General features: G+C 49.1%; 16 protein-coding genes. 11 read left to right on the top strand and 5 right to left on the bottom strand.

Going from position 1 to position 21,190, the window contains the following annotated elements:
* The first annotated feature begins 46 nt into the window (after positions 1–46).
* The gene (locus tag ACQ6WK_RS08210) at positions 47–1,192 is read left to right on the top strand and encodes a type IV pilus twitching motility protein PilT (RefSeq protein ID WP_432800259.1); all 1,146 of its coding nucleotides are present in this window, start codon (positions 47–49) and stop codon (positions 1,190–1,192) included.
* 113 nt (positions 1,193–1,305) lie between these two features.
* Here the strand turns inward: ACQ6WK_RS08210 and ACQ6WK_RS08215 are convergent, their stop codons facing one another.
* Positions 1,306–3,273 (bottom strand): S1C family serine protease, encoded by a 1,968-nt coding sequence (locus tag ACQ6WK_RS08215; protein ID WP_432800260.1) that lies wholly within the window; start codon positions 3,271–3,273, stop codon positions 1,306–1,308.
* A gap of 884 nt (positions 3,274–4,157) precedes the next feature.
* Between ACQ6WK_RS08215 and ACQ6WK_RS08220 the strand changes: the two genes are divergently transcribed.
* The 9 genes from ACQ6WK_RS08220 to ACQ6WK_RS08260 all read left to right on the top strand — a co-directional run bounded on the left by ACQ6WK_RS08220 (position 4,158) and on the right by ACQ6WK_RS08260 (position 16,990).
* Positions 4,158–5,894, top strand: a complete 1,737-nt coding sequence (locus ACQ6WK_RS08220; protein ID WP_432800261.1) for a GspE/PulE family protein — start codon at positions 4,158–4,160, stop codon at positions 5,892–5,894.
* A gap of 95 nt (positions 5,895–5,989) precedes the next feature.
* Positions 5,990–7,276 (top strand): type II secretion system F family protein, encoded by a 1,287-nt coding sequence (locus ACQ6WK_RS08225; RefSeq protein WP_432800262.1) that lies wholly within the window; start codon positions 5,990–5,992, stop codon positions 7,274–7,276.
* 66 nt (positions 7,277–7,342) lie between these two features.
* The gene (locus ACQ6WK_RS08230) at positions 7,343–7,873 is read left to right on the top strand and encodes a type II secretion system protein GspG (protein ID WP_432800263.1); all 531 of its coding nucleotides are present in this window, start codon (positions 7,343–7,345) and stop codon (positions 7,871–7,873) included.
* A gap of 2 nt (positions 7,874–7,875) precedes the next feature.
* Positions 7,876–8,613, top strand: a complete 738-nt coding sequence (locus tag ACQ6WK_RS08235; protein WP_432800264.1) for a prepilin-type N-terminal cleavage/methylation domain-containing protein — start codon at positions 7,876–7,878, stop codon at positions 8,611–8,613.
* Positions 8,614–8,637: 24 nt separating this feature from the next.
* Complete coding sequence (locus ACQ6WK_RS08240) at positions 8,638–9,657, top strand: pilus assembly FimT family protein (RefSeq protein WP_432800265.1); 1,020 nt, start codon at positions 8,638–8,640, stop codon at positions 9,655–9,657.
* Positions 9,654–10,754 (top strand): type IV pilus modification PilV family protein, encoded by a 1,101-nt coding sequence (locus ACQ6WK_RS08245; protein WP_432800266.1) that lies wholly within the window; start codon positions 9,654–9,656, stop codon positions 10,752–10,754. Before ACQ6WK_RS08240 ends, ACQ6WK_RS08245 begins: the two co-directional genes overlap by 4 nt.
* Before the next feature lie 23 nt (positions 10,755–10,777).
* Complete coding sequence (locus tag ACQ6WK_RS08250; RefSeq protein WP_432800267.1) at positions 10,778–12,349, top strand: PulJ/GspJ family protein; 1,572 nt, start codon at positions 10,778–10,780, stop codon at positions 12,347–12,349.
* 94 nt (positions 12,350–12,443) lie between these two features.
* Entirely contained in the window at positions 12,444–16,397 is a 3,954-nt protein-coding gene (locus tag ACQ6WK_RS08255) for a hypothetical protein (protein WP_432800268.1), read from the top strand.
* Between the two features lie 155 nt (positions 16,398–16,552).
* Entirely contained in the window at positions 16,553–16,990 is a 438-nt protein-coding gene (locus tag ACQ6WK_RS08260; protein WP_432800269.1) for an HIT family protein, read from the top strand.
* 38 nt (positions 16,991–17,028) lie between these two features.
* Here the strand turns inward: ACQ6WK_RS08260 and ACQ6WK_RS08265 are convergent, their stop codons facing one another.
* From ACQ6WK_RS08265 to def, 4 genes are all read right to left on the bottom strand, one after another.
* On the bottom strand, positions 17,029–17,904 hold the full coding sequence (locus ACQ6WK_RS08265; protein WP_432800270.1) for a GNAT family N-acetyltransferase: 876 nt from the start codon (positions 17,902–17,904) through the stop codon (positions 17,029–17,031).
* Positions 17,901–18,767, bottom strand: a complete 867-nt coding sequence (locus ACQ6WK_RS08270; protein ID WP_432800271.1) for a GNAT family N-acetyltransferase — start codon at positions 18,765–18,767, stop codon at positions 17,901–17,903. The genes ACQ6WK_RS08265 and ACQ6WK_RS08270 overlap by 4 nt, the downstream gene beginning before the upstream one ends.
* A gap of 147 nt (positions 18,768–18,914) precedes the next feature.
* Positions 18,915–19,904, bottom strand: coding sequence for a methionyl-tRNA formyltransferase (fmt, locus tag ACQ6WK_RS08275; protein ID WP_432800272.1), 990 nt, complete (start codon positions 19,902–19,904; stop codon positions 18,915–18,917).
* A 17-nt stretch (positions 19,905–19,921) separates the two neighbouring features.
* Positions 19,922–20,440, bottom strand: coding sequence for a peptide deformylase (def, locus tag ACQ6WK_RS08280; RefSeq protein ID WP_432800273.1), 519 nt, complete (start codon positions 20,438–20,440; stop codon positions 19,922–19,924).
* Positions 20,441–20,658: 218 nt separating this feature from the next.
* Here def and ACQ6WK_RS08285 point away from each other — a divergent pair, with 218 nt between their 5' ends.
* Entirely contained in the window at positions 20,659–20,988 is a 330-nt protein-coding gene (locus ACQ6WK_RS08285; protein WP_432800274.1) for an HU family DNA-binding protein, read from the top strand.
* Positions 20,989–21,190 lie beyond the last annotated feature (202 nt).

A 21,190-nucleotide genomic window follows, 5' to 3' on the forward strand; every position in this document is an offset into this window, starting at 1 on the left:
TTAAACATACCCACAGGCATAAAGCCTGACCCATTGGGAGCTGTGAATGTCAACCATCCATATTGACCGACTATTAGACACCGTTGTCAAACAAAACGCATCCGACCTTCACTTGTCGGTCGGTAAGCCACCAACACTGCGTATGCGCGGCCGTCTGATTGAACTACGTACCAAAGTGCTTGATTCCGCCGACACCGTCGCGCTCATGAAAGCGATCACCCCTGAACGTTCGCAGAACGAACTTCAGGAAGAAGGCGGCTCCGACTTCGGTTTTGCTTACGGTGATGCGGCCCGCTTCCGTGTCTCTATCTTCAAACAAAAAGGCAACGTCTCACTTGTCTTGCGTCAGATCCCCAACCGTCTGATGGGTATGGACGAAATCGGGTTACCGGATATCGTCAGCGACCTGATCCGCCGACCGCAAGGCCTCTTCCTTGTCACCGGCCCGACTGGTTCTGGTAAAACGACCACGCTTGCTTCGATGATCAACAACATCAACGAAACGCAAGATAAACACTTGATCACAATTGAAGACCCGGTCGAGTATTACCACCCGCACAAAAAATCAATCGTCAACCAGCGTGAAGTCGGCAATGACGTGCCGTCCTTCTCCGAAGCACTCCGTCGTGCTTTGCGTCAGGACCCCGACTGTATTCTCGTCGGCGAAATGCGTGACCTCGAAACCATCGAGGCCGCAATCACCGCTTCTGAAACGGGCCACCTCGTGTTCGGCACCCTTCACACCACTGGCGCATCCGGCACGATTAACCGTGTGGTCGATGCTTTCCCCGTGACACAGCAGGCACAAATCCGTGTTCAGCTTTCAGTGTCGCTGATGGCCGTACTTTCGCAGCAACTACTCCGCCGTATCGACAAGAACGGCATGGTCGCTGCATACGAATTTATGGTCGTCACCCCCGCGATCGCGAACCTCGTACGTGAAGGCAAAACCTTCCGTATTGACTCTGCCATCCAGACTGGTAAGAAATTCGGCATGCAACTACTGGATGATCACCTTTGGGATCTCTATGACAAAGGCTGGATTGATGTCGGCGACATGATCGACCGTGCGAAGAGTGCTTCGACGCTGATCGAGAAGGTCCACCGCGCGGGCGGGCAAGTTGGCCGTGTCGAATTGGATGAATCAGAAGATGCACCCGCCGCCGGCGCAGCGGCCGCTGCAAAGGGTTAATCCTTTCTGTTGTATGTGATTCTTGGTTTTCACATCACAAAACAATCCACGCAAAATCAAAACGCTGGCCGTATGGCCAGTGTTTTTTATACCATTACTTTGCTTCTTTGAATCTACTCTTCTCCGCGATACGGGATCAGGTATCCGTGTTGCACCACTGGGATCAATTCGTTCTTAGGGCCATGCAAGTATCCTGCGATAATTCCACCCGCAAGGCAAACTTCATCTCGCGTCCCCTCATCAATTTTCAAGTCGCTCATTGCAACACGGTTTTCTGCGCCATAGGTATACACAACGAACAATTGGCCATTCTTGTCCAACCGTGTGTTGCCTCGGACATTTACTACAAAGACAACCGGCTTGCCAATGTACTCTTCTTTCTCAACAAGTAACACTTTACGTAGATGAGTGATAGTACGCTCATGGATACCGAGGAGATTCAATCTAAACAGATCGATCAATTTTGTTTTAGCGATTTCAACAACACGATCATAATCCTTATCTTCAGAAATCGTGGAGAACTTCTCGACAAAACGATGCATCACCATCAAAAAATCGCGTTCTTTACGCATGCCTGTTCCATCACATGAAGAACACGCTCGATCTTTATAAACATATTTTCTAACGGTATTGTTAGCATATTTTTTCTCATAGTGCGAAAACACTTTCACACGAACATCCCCTCGTCCTTTGCAGCCTGTACACATCACAGAGTTTTTTAGCTTCGCAGCGTAACTGATCATGCCCTTTGATGGAATATGCTCAACAATCTTAAAACTTGGATACTCTTCATAGTTCCCAAGTGTTTTGCCATCCTTAGGATTCTTGGCAAAAGTCAGCGGCTCATCACTCTGCGATTCCTCAATTTTTTCGCGTAGGTGTGACACCGCAATTGCAAAGTATGCTTCATTTGCAACCGCACTCATATATGTGTTAATGCCAATGACTTCGCCAAAATCATTTACCAACGGTCCTCCAGAATTACCCGGATTGATGGTGCAATCTGTTTGGATTTCCTGTCGCTCCTCATTCTGGTCGTTTTTCCCAACTTTACCCACAACTCCTTTGGTAACAACAAACCCAAAATGTTTTGGATAGCCGAGTGCCCAAACCTCATCCCCAGCATGCACCTCTTTGCTTTCACCTAAAATTAGCGGGGTATAAACATACGATTCATCGATGATCATCTCTGCTTCGTCTAACGACCTGATCCGATCTTTTAACTTCTGATTCAGAGATGCGAAACTTTCATCGTATGCTTCCTGTTCAAAGACATCTGAAACAGGCTTAAGGAGCGCAAGATCCATATCTTTATCGATCGATACAAGCTCCAGCTTCACGCGGCGATCGGTTGAATAAAAAATAGCATGGGCAGCACTAACTGAATTAACCACATGATAATTGGTTGCGATAAGCCCCTCTGTAGTCACAACAAATCCAGTACCGTGCCCCATTTTCTTACCGTCATCATCGAATGTCTGGATATAGGCCACTGATTCCCCGAGCACTTCTAGCCAACTTTTCTTCCCATCATCGGCCTTCCTTCTTATAGCTGCTCGTCGCTTTTTGAGTACCACAGGAGCACCATCTAGCGCCTGCCCAGATATCTGAGCATATCGTGCAGACAGAAACCTGATCGTTACGACCGAGGTTGAACGGCACATGCGTATCCATTTACCTTGCCATTTCGCGTCTTGATTACCATTACAAGTAATCCATAAATCCTTACTCTTCGCACTCAATGCAAGATCCAAGGATTCATCTTTTACCGGGAGCGTTAAAGAGATGCCGCCGCCTCGAATCTCAATCTGCTTGGCATCTGATTCAATGGTAAACTGCACGCCTTGATCCATAGCAGTATTTAGATCAAACTCGATCTCAGGCGTCTGAACTTCCACATCACCTACATAGATATGTTGATTTTGATCCTCTTGGAAATACCAATCGTCATGAGGTACTAAGATTTGCAGTTTATCGCCAGATCCAGATTTCTCCTCCACCTCCTGACCGCTCGAATAGCACACAAAAAATGTGGCGAAAAACAAAAAAGAGATGATTCTGCATCGGTTAAAATTCGGCATACTGACGCTCCCGGAGCATTTGACTACGTCAGAGCATTTTATAATTTGCACCTGTTTTGTCTATTCAAAACAATAGGATGTGAGAACGATGATTTGCTGCAAGCGGAACCGCTTTTAGCCAAACCGCTTTACAAGTGATTAAGTCTGGTGACCTCAACCACATCCTAAGCAACCGAGTCGGACTATCGACATCCTGTGAAACTACAGTTATTTTCAGGTTGACTATGGCTTCGTTTTTGATGTGTGATCTATGAATTGATCTTGACAGTGCCCCAGCCCCAATAAATCACCTTCAAGTGATTTAAGTGGCTTTCATACCAAATGGTTACCCGTATTTACATAATCTCACAGGAGTGAAATGAGGAAGTATTGGGAGCTAACAGCCACATTATCAGGCTATATTTGTTCCGTTATTCTTGTGTCCTATTTGAAATTACGCCAAAAACGCATTGCAGCCGTGAATTCATGCCGATAACATGGTTAATTGCAGGATCACCCTACCTTTACCTGCACGAACAGACGATCATAGCTAAAGCGCCCATGTAAACGCAGCGGCGAATAGAAAACAAATGATCATGAGTTCGGCACGTGTGAGCATCGAGACATTTAGAAAACGAACAATTGCCTCGACGCAGCCACCACACGACATGAGATTGATTGAGTCGAGATCAAGTCAGAACCAAACACTGGATTTTGACATGATCTTCAGATTCGCAGAGTAACCTAACTCAGTACAATCTCAACCTGATTCATGATCTTCGACACCGGCCACACTAAATAATAGCTCGCCGGATTAGAACACACGACTTACAAAGACGCACCGCGTCGTATTGATCAATATTGACATTCAAACTCTGCAGACAAGCTCAATTGCTGGAGTACTCATGAGCAGCATCAACGAACTCAAAGGGCGGAGAATCGGTCGCATCCTCAACAAGATGGAGAAGGTGACGCGCGATCAGGTTCAGGAAGCCTTAACACTTCAAAAAGAACGTAAGGGTGCCCTGCCCCTCGGACAGTTGCTGGTCGAGTTAGGTTATGTCACACAAGAAGATGTGAACATGGCACTTGCGGCCCAATCCGGTATGGAGATTGTCGATCTTGATGATTTCGACATTACCGAAGAGGTTGCCCACCGTATACCAGCCGAAACCGCTGAAGCTTACAAAATCATTCCGATCGCGTTTGATCAAGAAACCAACACGATCACCATCGCGCTAAAAAATGCCAATAACTTCCGCGCGATCGATGATTTGCAGCTCTTGCTGGGTCTTAATGTTAACGCGGTCGTGGCACCATCAGAGCAAATCGACAAGCGCATGCAAGCGTTCTTCGGTGAGGACGAAGAATCACTCCAATCACTTATCACTGATTTGGCTGAGGATTCGCTGTTTGATGATCTTGCAGATCGTGGCCAATCAATTGACCTTGATGAAGAACTTGAGTTAGCTAACGACAACAAGGTGATTCGTTTGCTGAACCTTGTGTTGATGCAGGCGATTAAGGATAAGGCTTCGGACGTCCACTTCGAGCCATTTGAAGACGAGTTCAAGATGCGCTACCGCATCGACGGCGTGCTTTATGAAATGATCCCGCCGCCACGCCACTTGGCGATGCCAATAGTCTCCCGTATTAAAGTTATGGCGAAGCTAAATATTGCTGAACGCCGCATACCTCAGGACGGCCGTATCGAGTTGACCGTGAACGATGCGCCAGTCGACCTACGTGTGGCGGTCCTGCCAACGATGTTCGGTGAGTCGGTCGTCATGCGTATTCTTGACCGCGGGAATGTATCGTTGGACCTCGACAAAATCGGGATGCGAACCGATGACTTGAATGCATTCCGTCAGCTCATCAAAAAACCAAACGGCATCGTCGTGGTCACAGGTCCAACGGGTTCTGGTAAAACGACCACCCTTTATTCCGCCCTTCAAGAACTCAACGAAATCTCTGAAAAAGTCCTCACTGTCGAAGACCCGGTTGAATATGACATCGACGGGCTTTGCCAAGTGCAGGTAAACACCGAAGTTGGTTTGACGTTTGCTTCAGCCCTTCGATCCTTCCTGCGTCAGGACCCTGACATCATTCTTGTCGGTGAAACACGTGACCTTGAAACCGCGCAGATTGCGGTGCAAGCATCACTCACTGGCCACCTCGTGTTTACCACGCTTCACACCAATGACGCGCCTTCTTCAATCGCTCGTCTGCTTGACCTTGGGTTGGAACCATTCCTTCTCACAGCAACGATCGAAGGCATCTGCGCACAGCGGTTGATTAGAAAAATTTGTAATCGCTGTAAAGAAGAATACACCCCGAGTGAAGATGAAATGCTTCGCCTGGAATTGACACCTGAAGATCTTGATGGCCGACAGCTGTTCCGCGGTATCGGTTGCGATTATTGCAACGCATCTGGCTACAAGGGACGTATGGGCTTATTCGAGATTATGGTTTTGGATGACGATATGCGTGAGCTTGTGATGCAGAATGCATCAACACAGATTTTGCAGGCTGAAGCACGCAAGCGCGGGATGCGGACACTGCGTCAGGCAGGCTTGCTAGCGCTCTATGACGGGCTAACTACGATCGACGAAGTCGTGCGTGAAACCATTGTTGAAGTGTAAGAATGAGTCGAGAGCATGAGGCTCTCACAGTGAGATAGATCGAAAAATATTGGGCAGCATAAGCTACGTTTGCTTGCAGCATTAAGGATTCAATCATGCCTACTTTTCAATATGAAGCTTTGAACGACGCGGGGAAGCCACACAAAGGCACCATTAACGCGGCCAATCACGACGAAGCAATCGCGCGTATCCGTAGTCAGGGATACTTCCCGACGTCCGTACGTGAGCAAAAGGTCAAGAAGGCCAAAGGTGCGACCGGCAAAGTTTCTTCTTCACCCGGCAAGGGGCAGAAGAAGTCCGGCCAAACATTCGCCATCGGTGGTGTAAGTGGCAAACAACTAACCACGTTTACTCGCCAACTTTCAACGCTGCAAGACGCCGGCTTGCCGATTCTGCGTTCGATCTCAATCCTTGAGCAACAGCAGAAGCCGGGTCCACTCAAGAACGCACTCATTGTGGTTCACGAAGACATCTCCGCCGGTTCATCACTATCAGATGCGATGGTGAAACACCCGAAAGCGTTCAACACGCTTTACTGCAAAATGATCGCGGCTGGCGAAATCGGTGGTGTGCTTGACCTGATCTTGCAACGCCTCGCCGAGTTCCTCGAAAAAGCTGCGAAGCTCAAGCGACGTATCATCGGCGCGATGATTTATCCTTGTGCAGTCATCATGGTTGCCGCAGCCATCGTCCTCGGCATCATGGTTTTCATTGTGCCAAAGTTTGAGAAAATCTTCGAAGACTTTGATACGACAATGCCGGGCTTGACGATCTTCCTGATCGCGGCCAGTAAATGGATTGGCGGCCGACTGTACGAAGACCAGATGATCCCCGGTATTGTGTGGATCCTTCTCTCGCCATTTGCGATCTTCTTCGGCCTGAAGCTTTTCCGTAAATCCCATTTCGGTAAATACCTCACCGACTGGATCATTCTCCGCTTACCGGTGGTGGGTTCATTGGTGAAGAAAGCAACTATCGCTAAATTCACCCGTACACTCGGCACACTGATCAATGCTGGTGTTCCCATTCTTGATGCACTTACGATTACAAAAGAAACCACTGGCAATTTCATCTATGCCAACGCACTGGAAGCGATCCATGACTCTGTACGTCAAGGTGACTCCTTCGCCGAGCCACTACGTGTGTCTAAGGTCTGCGACGCCATCGTGGTCAATATGATCGACGTTGGTGAAGAGACTGGTGACCTCGACAAAATGCTTGTGAAGATTGCAGACAACTACGATGAAGAAGTCGATGTGGCGGTCGCCTCGCTGGTCTCACTGCTTGAGCCGATCATGGTGGTCGTGCTCGGTGGTATCGTCGGTTTCATCGTGCTCGCACTGTTCCTACCACTAATCAAGCTAATGCAGGAAGTGATGTAAGCCACGAAGCAGGATCGTGTCAGAACACAATATTACACTCGTTATGGAGCAATCGAGAGAAGCCGCATGAATCGTACTTTTAGAACATCTTCAGCTACTTCCAAAGCGACGCACCGCTGTTTGGCGATGACGTTGCCGGAGACATTACTTAGCGCGGTAATCATCGCGTTGGTATTGGCTTCGCTGGTGATGGTCAGCAATTCATTGCGAGCAAACAGTGAGCTTGAACGAACGGAATATACGCTGACAATTCTTGAGCACGCCTTGATGGTTTATCACAAATCATATGAGACAGGTTTGCCGCAGAGTACCTCGCAGATGCTGCTAGCACTGTCGACTGACAATGCTACACGAAACTTGCTGCGAAACATCCCGATGAAACATGACCCTGAGAATCCTGACAACTTGATCATCCTTGATGGCTTTGGCAATCCCATTCAGTACATCCCGCCATCACAACGCGGCAATGTCTATGGCGACTTTGTCTCAGCAGGCCCGGACGGTCAGTTTGGCGACATCTTCAATAAGAACCAAGAACAAAAAGTCGGCGCCATCGATAACCTACATGGCTCTGACACCATCACGGACATGGAGTAAACATGACCGAGTTAACGAAACAACATAAAAGCAGTATGCGACGAGGCTTTTCACTGATTGAGATTCTTGTCGTCATTGGAATCATCGGTATTTTGATGGCTATCCTGATTCCTGGACTTTCAAAGGCCAAGGAGAGCGCTCAAGAGTCACAAACTCGATCGATCATGGCCGGCCTCAATGGCATCGTTGCAGATTTTGAAGTTAAAACACACAAACCTGTGTGGCATATGTCAGATCTTTTCCGTAATTGGTCCGCATCCAAAAACAAAAACGTCGACAATACGAGCCATAACCCTTCACAGACCGCTGTAATCCGAACAAGTGATCAACCTGAATCAGAAGCGTTAGAAAGTACAGCAACTGAATACAATTACACTTATGAAAAAACGGCAGCGACCAACGCCAATCTCTACGGCGAACGGTTTGTAAGCGCAGCCTATCAGTTGCCAGGACTCAGGAATGCTCTGGCCTCACTAGGCGGAAGTGTCATCACAGATCTTGATGATGACGGTTTTCTTGAAATACGTGATCCGTGGGGCAACAACATTGCTTATGGTTTTCAAACACGGCATGGCAATGCATCGGAGGATCAATTTCTTCCCGCTCATGGTCGCCCCTTTTTCGCTTCACCCGGTTTAGATGGCCTATGGGGCAGCACCGCACCTAACGCTACTGATAACGAAAAGAAAGCCGCGGAAGACAATATCTACAGCTTCAATGTTGACAAAACCAATCATTAGATCCATCCATACAGAGTTTTCAACATGACTGAAAATCACTATAAAACCCGAGCTTTCACGCTGATCGAATTGATAACTGTGATTGGTATCATTGCGATCATGGTCGGAATATCATTCCCGACGATCCGTGCAATGGTTGAATCCAGCAGTTCATCAATGGGTGTGAATGCTGTTTCTAAAGCAGCACAGGTCGCTCATGCATATGCAGTATTTCCTACTAAGTTCAACATGGATCTGCAGCAAACATCTACCAATGTAGATGACCACGGTGTTTACCGAGGTGCAGCAGCATTGGTGACTCCCGCCAATCAAATCCGCATCATTAAAAATATTCCTTGGGCACGGTATTCAGGCTTCGGACTTAACCCCTCGGACGGCATCAATTATTTCCCACTTCAACTCCACGGGCCAACGATCAGTGCGACCGCCATCACCGGCCCAAGTAGTGACACCGATAGCCTACTTCGTCGACTCAATGGTTTTGCCAATGTCGAGATTGATCCTATCCAGCTCAACGCAGACACCGGTGTTTGCGGCATCATCCGTAACCACAACTTAACCCGTGCGTGGCTAATTCCTCCTCCCTTCGCCATCTGGTATGACCAGGAAGGCGTACTCATCACATCGAACTTGACCCCGGCGCACAATGCGGATTATAGCTATGTGTATTATGACGGGTCTGCGGATACACCCGCCGGGAATTGGGACGTGAACAGTGGCCGTACCAGCAGCTACAACCCCTATGAATACGATCCAGAAGATGCCACCTTTCTCGACAACGCCACAGTATGGAATAACGAAACCGGCACGTACTACCTACCTTTTGAAAGAATTGAAGCCGTCATCGGCGTCATCACTTATTCAAAATCTGAATTCATTGATGCTGTAGATGATGATCCAAGCCTAAGCTGGGACAATCAGGTTGCCTATGGCGATGCCACCGATACCGTCAATGATGCGCGTTGGGAATGGATGGAAAAGAACGGCAGCGTCATCCTCTTCAGTAAACAATCAGGCAATCAAATGCGGAGTGCAGCGGAATGATGACACACACACACTCAGCAAAACAATACCGCCGGACACACGGCTTCTCTCTGATGGAAGTGATGATTTCCATGGGCATCTTTGCCGTGGGACTTGTCTCAGTTGCAGCTATTTTCCCTACAGCCATCACGATCCAACGAGACACTGTTGAAAACGTCACAAGTCAGCATATTGTACAAAACGCCGAACAAATGATGCGATCCCTAGCACGATCAAAAAGCTCAACAAGTAGTGTGTTTTCATATGATCATGCCGCACCGGTTGGTAGCCGTGGAACACTTGAAGGTTATGTCAATTCAGGAGCCGGTACTGCAGATACCCAAGCACAACTCATGGTTGTCCTGCCCGCACCGTGTAATGTGACATGGGAAGATCTGCCTGCTTCGTCGACCAGTAGCACACTCACAAGTCTTGAAGCTGAACAAGTTGGCTTTAATCTCGCAACCGGTGCTGACGCCATGCCTGCTTCAGAAGCGCGTACCGTCTCAGGTTCCGTGAACCCCTATCAGCGCGTGCTTCGTACCACACGACGTATCTATCCCTCAACAGAGCCCGTCTGGAATATCAGTGGCAGCTGGACGCGTGATTATAATCACGCCCTTCAACAAGCTGATTACATCTGGTTCCCCTTTGTCCGCGGCGTGGGGCTCAGCGGTGGATCTCCCACTTGGCATACATATATTATGGTGGCAAAAAACACCGCACTTGATGACACCTCGATGCCTACGGTCATGGAAGTCGCTGTCTCAAACATACCGCCGGCTGGCGCAGCCGGTGCAGGCATTGGGGCAATCTATTTCACTAACCCCACCACACCACTAACGGATAATGATTTTGATACAGACGGTCTGCCCGATTTAATTCTTCCAGGTGACGATGTGCTGGATGATAATGGTAGGGTTCATCGTGTGGTCACTGCCACACGTAACTATATCACGGTTGAATCACAAGTCGTCGGTAAGCCGACAAAGCTCTACTTTGTCGGTCGTGTAAATCCTGACCATGCGTCCCTCTCTGACGAAGAAAAACTCTTCCGTGAGCAACGATCGCCTGTCATCCGCATCGAACAAATGATTCTTCCAGTCGTTTCGCCGTAATTTTGAACCACAGAAGGCCACGCATGATGTCCAACTACAAATATAAAAACCAAGCCTTCACGCTCGTCGAGTTGCTCGTCTCGATCGCGATTATGTCATTCGTTATTCTTGTAATCCATCAATTGTTCAACGAGGTAACGACTACCGTTCGACGTGGCAAACAAACAGGCGAGATCATTCAGCGCGCACGCGCCATTAACGATCAAATCAAGCTCGATTCTGAATTTGGTGCAATTTTGGGAAACTCCACCATCTCTGCCTCCCCCCCCAATTGGGCGACACCCTTTACACCACCTTACAATGTAGAAGTCTGGGAAAGCCGAATGCTTGGGCCTTGGGGTGATATTACCACAGCATCGACGGCCGCGAACAACGGCGGGTTTCTCATCATCATCAACAAACAGCAAAATGCGCCACTAACCTTTGCAGACGCAGAAGACGGCACTACAACACCGATCCGCTCTGACCAACTACTTTTCTTTGCTTCAAATAAAGTTGCTGATAGTAAACTCCCTGCACTTGCGCCAGCAAATGACAATACTTATGAAGGCTCCATGCATAACGCAGAATCATCTGACATCGTCCGCATCTGGTATGGACATGTCCCACAAACACATGAAGACGGTTCTTTCAATCCCGCTACTGACAACCTCGGCACCATCACCTCAGGCAATCCGAACACGGTTGCATCTGAATGGATTTTCGGCCGCCAAGTCCTTCATCTGGCAGATCCAAGTAAGACACCTGTTGGCCGGCGCACGCGTAAGACGCAAATACTGGGTGGCGCAGTTACCAACCCCGGCATTCTCGCCACATCTCCGGTTTTGGGAGATGCGGACGTATCCGGCAAACTCTTACATGATGGCGTGATCGATGTTGCCGAAGCGACAATGGCCGACGTTGTCGGAACATCAAATAGCTATATAGATTCGATCGTGACCGGTAACATGTCTTCGTCGCCGGATGATTACGCTGATAAACTGCTCCAACCCGGCACGTCATTTATGTTCAATCACGAAAGACTCATCACCACGACCAATCCTTTCGAAACTACTCTTAGGACAGTCGATCTCGCACCATCACATAATTTCTTCATGGGGGGAGTTAGTGATTTTGTCATCGAATGGGCCGGTGATCTGTATACCGCGGGAACCAATCCTTCAACAGCAACTGCCATTAACTCCGACGGTATGATCGATCGTCTGGATAACGGTCAAGTCATCTGGTACTCACACATCCCCAACAATCCTATACAAGACGCCGCGAATTACGATCCCAATCAGCCGCTAGTCTATCGGCCAGCCACCGAATTTGGTCCGGGGCGCGAATACACCCCGTACTACACAGGTGCCAACCTCGGTCCGTATGCTGATGCGGCATTTGTCTTCGCCAATGCAACAAGTGGTTACTATGAAAATGGTACTGACAAAGCGCATTGGCCTTGGATGATCCGTATCCGCTATCGCCTTCATGATCGCGGCGGAGACTATAAAGGGCGGACTATCTACCAGCAGAATGGCACACCGGAGACTGATCCCGAAGTAGGACAATGGTTTGAAACTGTCTTCTTCGTTAACCGTCAACCCAGCAGCTAAAATCATCCCCACCCCACGGCTCACCTAACCGCACAACACCACAACTCGGCTGATTCAACATCGACAACCCGAATCCTCCAACGGAGATTCAATCATGCAGCAAACAAACACAAACATTCGCCCTCTCACACACGAACGCGGTTCTGTCCTGATCCTCTGCGTCGTCGTGTTGGTGATCATCGCCATGCTCGGCCTTGCCATGCTGCAGGATGCTAAGATGGATGCCTTCTCGGTTGACCGCTACGAACGCAACTACATTGATGAAGTCATCAACGCTACTATTGGTGAGATCTCGCTCCGGCTCGACAAGGATATCGAAGAGCCAATGCAATGGAGCGGGCCGCTCTATGACTATCCATGGACTGACACAGGCGTCACTGAATCTATCACTCTCGACAGTGGCGCAACTGTCACTGTTCCATACGTCGGTTTTAGCGATACAGTTATTCCAACTTCCGACTACTGGCTCGCCTCCACCACGCCGATCATTCAAAACGGCGCCACAATAGATTCCAATCAAAACACTTGGCCGCACTTGACCAACATCAGCGGGGTTTGGCTGGACATCCCACAGTTCAATCAATCAACCGTCTTAGTGCCACGCGAAACCCCAGTCAGAAACAATAGCTACAACAGCACGGCTGATGCGCAAATGGAAGAGCGTGATACAAATGTCCCCTTCGATTTCCTGATGGATGCTGCCACACCCAGCGGTTCTTCTATTGATCCGTCCGATCCAAGCGCCGTTTATGAAGCACGCGGTGTCGATACTGATCAAGACAATATCAAAGATGCACGTTGGACATGGGCACCTGAATCCGTGCGAAACATTGGTGGTCGAAAGTATGTCGTCGCCATCCGTATTGCAGACCTTAGTTCTCTCATCAACATTAATACCGCCTTACCCAATACAGATTACAACACCGGCTTGCTCATTAGCGATTCAGCACGTGGTTACACGCCAGCTTCTGCTGATTTCGGTCGACTACTTCATGCCACATTGAACGCTGGCCCCGACATGACCGAACACACCATCAATGCAACCACAATCGGTGAAGACATCGACGGATTGTTCAACCGCCGATATGACGGGCTCACTCTTACTCCCACCGACTGGCCCGTAGATGCAACCGAAACAACATTCAACCCCAACAACAACCAACAAACTACCCCCTCCGTCGCGCAACTCTCAGAACGTGACTATATCTGGCGGGCCCAAGCATCTCAATACGGAAACACTGCTAATAACTACATTGTCAACGACGAACTGGAACTGCGTCTTAAGGGCGGATTGAACCAATACGACAGCATCAGCAGCATCGAGGATGAGACACTCGCTCCGCCAGCTAGCACCTATCAAATAGGTCTCGCAAACGTACTCCGCAACAAACCCAATCTACCTTTCGGGACAACAGCCGGCCATACCCCACCGGAAACCGGTATCAATACCATCATTGGGGTTGATGGCGATCTTCAAACTTGGTTCTACGGCAAAGATAACGCAACTCCCTTCGACCCACGCACCAACACTATCAACCTCAGCTCTTACAAACTCCCTGCCATCCGCCATATGCTCACTACAGCAAGTGGATCTGCCATTTACGCACCCAACTACCGTCCTTCTACGGCTGGCCCTACACCCTTCGGTTCTGTTAACCGCCGATTTAAAATTGACCTGCAATCACAAATCACCGATAACGCAGCAACTCCTGTCAATGAAGCACAAGAGCATGTCGACAGTATGGCAAAACGTATCTACATGTGCTTCGCCTATCCAGAAGCATCCTCTGACCAATGGTATCTGTACGATAGTGCAGACCTTGCCAACACCATCGACGGCCTTGCACTTAATGTTGATCAAGGCCAGGCCGCGCTCGCCGCACAATACGCCGCCGCCATCGCAGACTACACCGACCAAGATTTACAGCCTTCAGTAGTGGAAGTAAACAGCAAGCAATATTTCGGCTCTGAAAAGTTGCCCTACATCCGCGAAGTCTACACGCAAGTGCTTTATCAAGATACCAATCTTGGGCGTATGCTTGACCCAGACGGTATTCCTAACAACGGCGATGAATCACGCATCTTTCCCACTCTGAGTGGTGGCGCACCCAATCCCAACTATAGCACATCGCTTACATTGGCCGGTGACGCGCCATATAGCGCCGCAGACAGATATGACTCATGGATTCCCGTCAGCGAAACACAAGCCATTGCCATCGAGCTCGGCAATCCGTTCTCTCATCCAATCTATGGCATTGAAAGCGGTACAGATGACGAAGACGGCCTCCACTCTGAAGATGGCAGCGGAGTTGTAACTCCTATCTATCGCATTGTCCTAAGACAAGGTGGAACACTCGTCGGCACATGGGATTTCGACATCAATGATTTCCGGGCTGGTTCACCACTGCTTCCTACCACGGGTTCAAAATCCAATCGTTTGCTCTTCGAAGCAAGAGACGACACAGCGGGTGCATACGATGACACGGTGGTCCTTGTTTTTGACCCTCAAACACCAACGGCAGATTCAAACGGCGCGGGTTCTACACTTTCTGGTGCAGCAACCTCTGATCCTACCACCACGGAAATGGGACTCGACCGTAGTAACTGCTCGTGGATCGACAACAATAACCTCGCATTCAATACAGACAGTACTCAGATTACTATCCAGCTTCAGGTGAAATCGAATAACTCCACTGGCACATGGATCACCTATGATTCATTCAATACGGGCATTGCCTTCGAGGATGAAATCTATCGTCATAACGCCACTGATTGGCGTTCTTCTGCGATTGAACGACACAAACAAGAATCAGCTTTCCGCGATAGCCACGGCATACGTTATATCTGGGATGATGGCACAGCCGCCAACAATCAAAGAACTACCAGCCGCGATATTGACACCGAAACCGAATACAAGAATGTGGATGATGGCAACTTTGCGCAGCTTACCGTCACTGGTATCGCCAATGCCGATACCAAAGGAACATTCACAACTGCGACCAATCCCACCGCTGGTGTTCGTTCCATTCCGGATGATATGCTCCTCTTCCACCCCGATCGCCCCATGCGAAGCATCACCGAACTCGGCTTGGTAACTATCACCGGAAGCGTTGTCAATGGTGGCGGCATCATTACACCACAATCCAATTACCTCGCCACAGCAGGCCTCAAAGATAACCGGCGTACACTTGCCCTTGACGCAACCGTATCCAGCTTAAATGCTGCAACCATCCACCCTGATTCCGGATCAATGATGTTGCCACATGCTGCGTTGCTATTTGATCACTTCACAACAGTCAGTCCTTCTGATGACAATATTGATAATGATCAGAATGGTACCGTCGATGATTCCGGTAACGGCCGCGAATTATTCATCCCTGGTACAATCAATGTCAACACCATGCCCCTCAATCTACTCACGCTAAGCTCACCCCTACCTGAGAGTAGTATTACCGATATCGAAGATCTCAGCCGTTCAATTGTTTGTTACCGTGACGGTCCACTTTATGAACAATTCAACCCAACCTTCACAGATTTTGATACATCCAGCCCCTATGAATACAGCGACATCCGCGATACAGTCGCGACCAACTTTGGCGTTGCATCAACAAGCTGGCGACAAACCACCAGCAATACAGACCAGCCCGGCATCGCTTCGATCGGCGAGCTGCTCTACCTCAACCCCGCACCCGGCGTATCATCACGCAACATGAACCGTGAGGGCGTCAACACCAGTACCCTAACCGCCACGAGCAAACTCAACCTTTTCCCTATACCGGAAGCAACTACCGCCGCTGGTATCAATGCTTCAAGTACAGGGGCCGCGGACAAGAATGAAGAGTTCCTCGCACGGCTACAATATCTCACGCAACTCTACTCTGTTCGCTCAGACCGATTCGTCGTGTACGGATACGTTCGTGGCTACCCAGATGGCAACTTTGCCGCGGGCCCCATTGAAGAAGCACGCTTCATCGCCGTTCTCGACCGTAGCGGCAAAGTCACAACAACACACGGACCGTACATCTATGGCTACAACCGCGTGAACTAACACTATCACAACATCACATATACACAACCCCGCTTCTTCGCGGGGTTTTTCTTTGCCCAATAACAATATGCGATTACATTGAGGGATGTATCCACAACATGCCCACGCAATGCTAAAATCATATCAGGACTCCTGCACCACTCGCGAGAACGATCATGAACACAAACCAACATCACGCCGATCCTGACTGCATCTTCTGTAAGATAATTGCAGGACAGATTCCCTGCCATAAGATCCATGAAGATGATCACACACTCGCCTTCCTAGACATCGGCCCGATCTCTCGAGGTCATATCCTGATCATCCCCAAACATCATGCCGCTACCCTTGCTGAGCTTCCCGCTGAAGCAGCCGCCGCATGTGGCGCGGTCATGCCGAAACTTGCCGCTGCCGTACAGCAAGCCACCGAATGCCCCGCCAGCAATGTTCTACAAAACAACGGCCAACTTTCCGGCCAAGCCGTCTTCCACGTTCACTTCCATATCATCCCACGATACGAAAACGGTTCCGGCTTGAACTTTCAATGGCCTGCCGGCTCACTTTCTGACAACGATGCCGCTGAACTCAAGCAAACAATTATCTCATATCTCTAATCATGTATTAGAACATTTCTTATCTAATTTTTTTTCATCTACCCAACCTCCGCCGACCACACACCAAAAATGCCGTTAACATCTACCTGCGGCCACATACCATAATACATCCGCCCAAGCTGCCACTTCTTCTGCATACCCATCTGCTTTACCATTTCAATCCCATCACTATTAACTTCCGGCACATCAATCTGAACTCGTTCATTTTTAGGTACCAACGAGATCAATGACATTAATAGTTTCTTTGCCGCCACATTATCTACCGCATACAACGGTCCGACACGATAGCCTTCGCAAGCTTTTCGCACCGCGCCATAGCCTATGATCTCTCCGTTTCCATCATGAACCATATATCCCTTTGCTCCCGCATCTTCATGCCACCGGCGAACCATACCTTTTCGTAACTCAGGTTCATACTGCCGAACAAAAGACTGTACTTCTTCGTAATCCGCTTGCTGAACCAATGAACATTCGCTGCATATAGTCTCTGTTCCGTGTACAACATACACAAAACGAGCTTGCATGTATGCAAGCTCAAATCCAAGCCGCTCATACTTCCGAACATTCTCCAGCACACCGTCACACCCTGCGGATTGAATCCCTTTCGATCTTATCCGCGAACATACAGCTTCCAACAACTCACGAAGCATCATCCCGCCTCGGTATGCTTGATCAACAATCAGCAAACCAATAAAAGCATATGCTCGATCATAGATCACTGCCGAAATACTTCCGACAATACGTCCTTGATCCTTACAGACATAGAAACCATCAGAATCCATCGCATAAATCGCTTCAACATCACCCATGCACGGATTCCATCCTTCCGAGCGTGCCCATTCAAACACATACCGAAGTTCTGTAAGCGACATCTGTGATATTTCGTATTTCTTGTGATGTAGATCTCGTGTCATCCCACCTCCACCGACCGCACACTAAAAATCTGATCTATTGCAACACTTGGTATTCCTCCACGATACATCCGCATAAACGAACCAACCTTTTCCATACCTCGATTCTCAGCTACACGTATCGCAACTTTATTTACATCTGGCACATCCAGAAACATATGTCCGCCGCTGTTTGCCTGTGTGCACAACCCTTCAAACAATTCAGTTGCTACGGTGACATCATGTGCATACAACGGACCAACCCTGTATCCCCCCGGACACTCTCGCACCGCTCCGTAACCTTTAATCTCCCCATGCTGATGATCTGCCCAGTACATACTCCACGATGCCGGAATGTTCAACCAACGAGCTGTGAATCCTTGGCGAAGTTCCAGTTCATATTGTGATTCATACGCTGCAATCGCATTCCAATCTTTCTCGCTCGCATTGAAAACCGTTGGCAGCAATTTTTCACTACCATTCACCTCATACCGCCATCGCACATGATCATATGCCGGACGAAACCCTTCAGCTTCATACTGCAATAACATTTCATGCACACCGTCCAAACCTACAATCTTGACGCCCATACCATCCAACCGCATCATGGCCGCGTCCCACAACGCTTTACCATATCTCTTGCCCCGCCACGCCTCTTTCACCATATACAACCCCATAAACGCATATAGCTTGTCATACACAAGACCGCCGACACTGCCGATAAGCTCATCACCTATCTTCCCGATAAATAAACCTTCTGGATCAATGTGATAGAATGCGTCGGCATCATTCAATCCTGTCTGCCAACCTTCATGACGCGCCCAATGAAGAACCGTCTCCAATTCTTCACGGTTCATCGTTTCAATATGAAATTCCCCATCACCCATCTGTCACACTGGCTCCAACCACACCACAAAACAAACCTGAACCCCTATATCTCATCGGATCGCGCAACCTTGCATTGAACAAGGGCTTCTACCGCCATGCGCGTAATCACATTCCACCCCCCGATAAGCAATCCCTCATTAACTAGATCAAGCGTCAAGCATACTCAACCGATCGCCGGGTTTGAGATGATAACCTTTCGAAAATGCTTCGGCATTCATCACCTTCGTTCCCGCTGCTTGCACCTCTAACAGTCGAATAGACTCCCCGCCACCAACCGCCACACGCAATCCTTCCAGCACCATGCCCGGCTCTGGATATCCCTGATCCTTTACTCCTGCCCCCGGCAATGGTGGAAAGCAGCTTACGTCCGGCATAGCCGCAATACGCTTTAAAATAAGGGGTTTTTCTTCACCCGTTGTTTCACAATGCCAGTTCACTCGGCAGCCCGGCCAGGGTGTTAAGCCATGCACCCGACTCCGCACCGCATAAGCGTCCAATTGAAAATCCACCGTTCCGTCAGCTTTTTTGAACTTCGGTGCCTTGGTTGCTTCCTCATGATCTTGCGTCACTGGCGCAAGTGTCCCTGCATCAAGATCATGCAATACCTTCAACACCGCGTCCGGTCCGAGCAGCGATAACCGATCATGCAGCTCACCCGCGGTTTCGAGTGGCTCAATCTCCAGTGAAGCCGTCCCATAAACCTCTCCCGCATCCATCCGCTGCGCCAATCCGATCACGCTCACCCCCGTGATGAGTTCTCCGTTAATCATCGCCCAGTTGATTGGAGCTGCACCGCGATATTTGGGAAGCAATGATGCGTGAAGATTGACCGCCAGCTTACCCATCGCGCCGATTAACTCCGGCGAAAGCTTCTGGCCAAACGCGATCACCACACTCGCATCCGCGCCAATCTCCGAAATGCGCTGCACAAACTCATCCGTATTAACATCTTCATCTTTATAAACCGGCAACCCCTGCGCTTCAGCCCACTGCGCGATCGGTGTCGCTGTCAGCACGCGCTTACGACCGGCAGGTCTGTCTGGCTGGCTCACCACAGCCAAGACCTCATGCTGTTCGTTTAGAGCCTGAAGCGTTGGCAACCCAAACTCACCAGAACCAAAATAGACAATCTTCATCTTGACCTGCCCTCTGTTTACTTCACCATCGCTTCGAGTTCTTTGATCATTCTTCGGTTGGCCATACGGTCGACCATCTTCATCTTGTCGATGATCAGGATTCCCTCAAGGTGGTCGAATTCGTGCTGCCAAACTCGAGCGGGGAAGTCATCAGACTGCATCACAAACTTCTCGCCAAATTCATCAAGAGCCTCAATAGTCACACCCACCGGCCGATTGATCTCTCCACGAATTTCAGGCAAACTCAAGCACCCCTCCTCCAACCAAGCCATCTCCTTGGTCGGCTCACTGATCATCGGATTGATGAAAACTTGCTCATCCTCCGGCTCACCCGTCGGGCAACAAACGAACATTCTCAGGGATAGCCCTACCTGCGGTGCTGCCAACCCAACGCCACGATGCTCATGCATCAGCTCAATCATCCTTTTCGCGACTAATCTCACCTGCTCATCTACTGACTCAACCGGCTCGGCGCGCTGCCTCAAAACCGCTTCTGGGTAGTTCACAACCTTCAATTGACTGGGGTCCATGCTCATGAAATGGATAGTAGAATGATTGCTGGAAAACAACAAGTGCGGTGGTAATTATCTGCCAGAACACGAATTGGCGCTTGACCCGGCCTTGGACAATTGGCATACTGGCAGTAGAATTTTGGGTGTTATCGGGAGATTCGGTCCGGTGGTTTCCTTTCTTTGGACCCGTGTACCTGACGAGATCTCAGACATTTTACAGTTGATTGAGAAGGGCTAGATTCATGGCCAGAACTGTCACAAAAAAAGAATTGGTAGATCGCATCGCTGATGCAACCGGACAAAAGCGTGTTGTGGTGAAGAAGATTGTTCAAACCTTCCTCAACAATATTACCGTCGAACTCGGTAAAGGTAATCGCTTGGAATTCCGCGACTTCGGCGTGTTTGAAGTCAAACAGCGCCAATCACGTATGGCCCAGAACCCCAAAACACTTGAACGTGTCGAAGTGCCACCAAAGCGCACCGTCAAGTTCAAAGTTGGGCGCGTGATGAAGCAGGTTCTCGCAGCTGATCCCGGCGCAGAACAAATGATCTCCAGCCTCGACGAAGAATAAATCAAGCCGCCCGTAACAGGTTTAAGTACTAAACTTTCATACAGTTATACGCGACCCGCTCATGTAGCGGGTTTTTTGTTGCTATACGAATCCCAGAGCGATGATCACACCAATCCAGCCAGACTCTCAAACAGCCGAAAATGACTTATTTTTAAGGGTTAATTCGCGAGCTGGTAATCAGATATACAAAATCAATTCTATA

The sequence above is a fragment of the Poriferisphaera sp. WC338 genome (assembly GCF_050931845.1).
Classification (GTDB): Bacteria; Planctomycetota; Phycisphaerae; order Phycisphaerales; family Phycisphaeraceae; genus Poriferisphaera.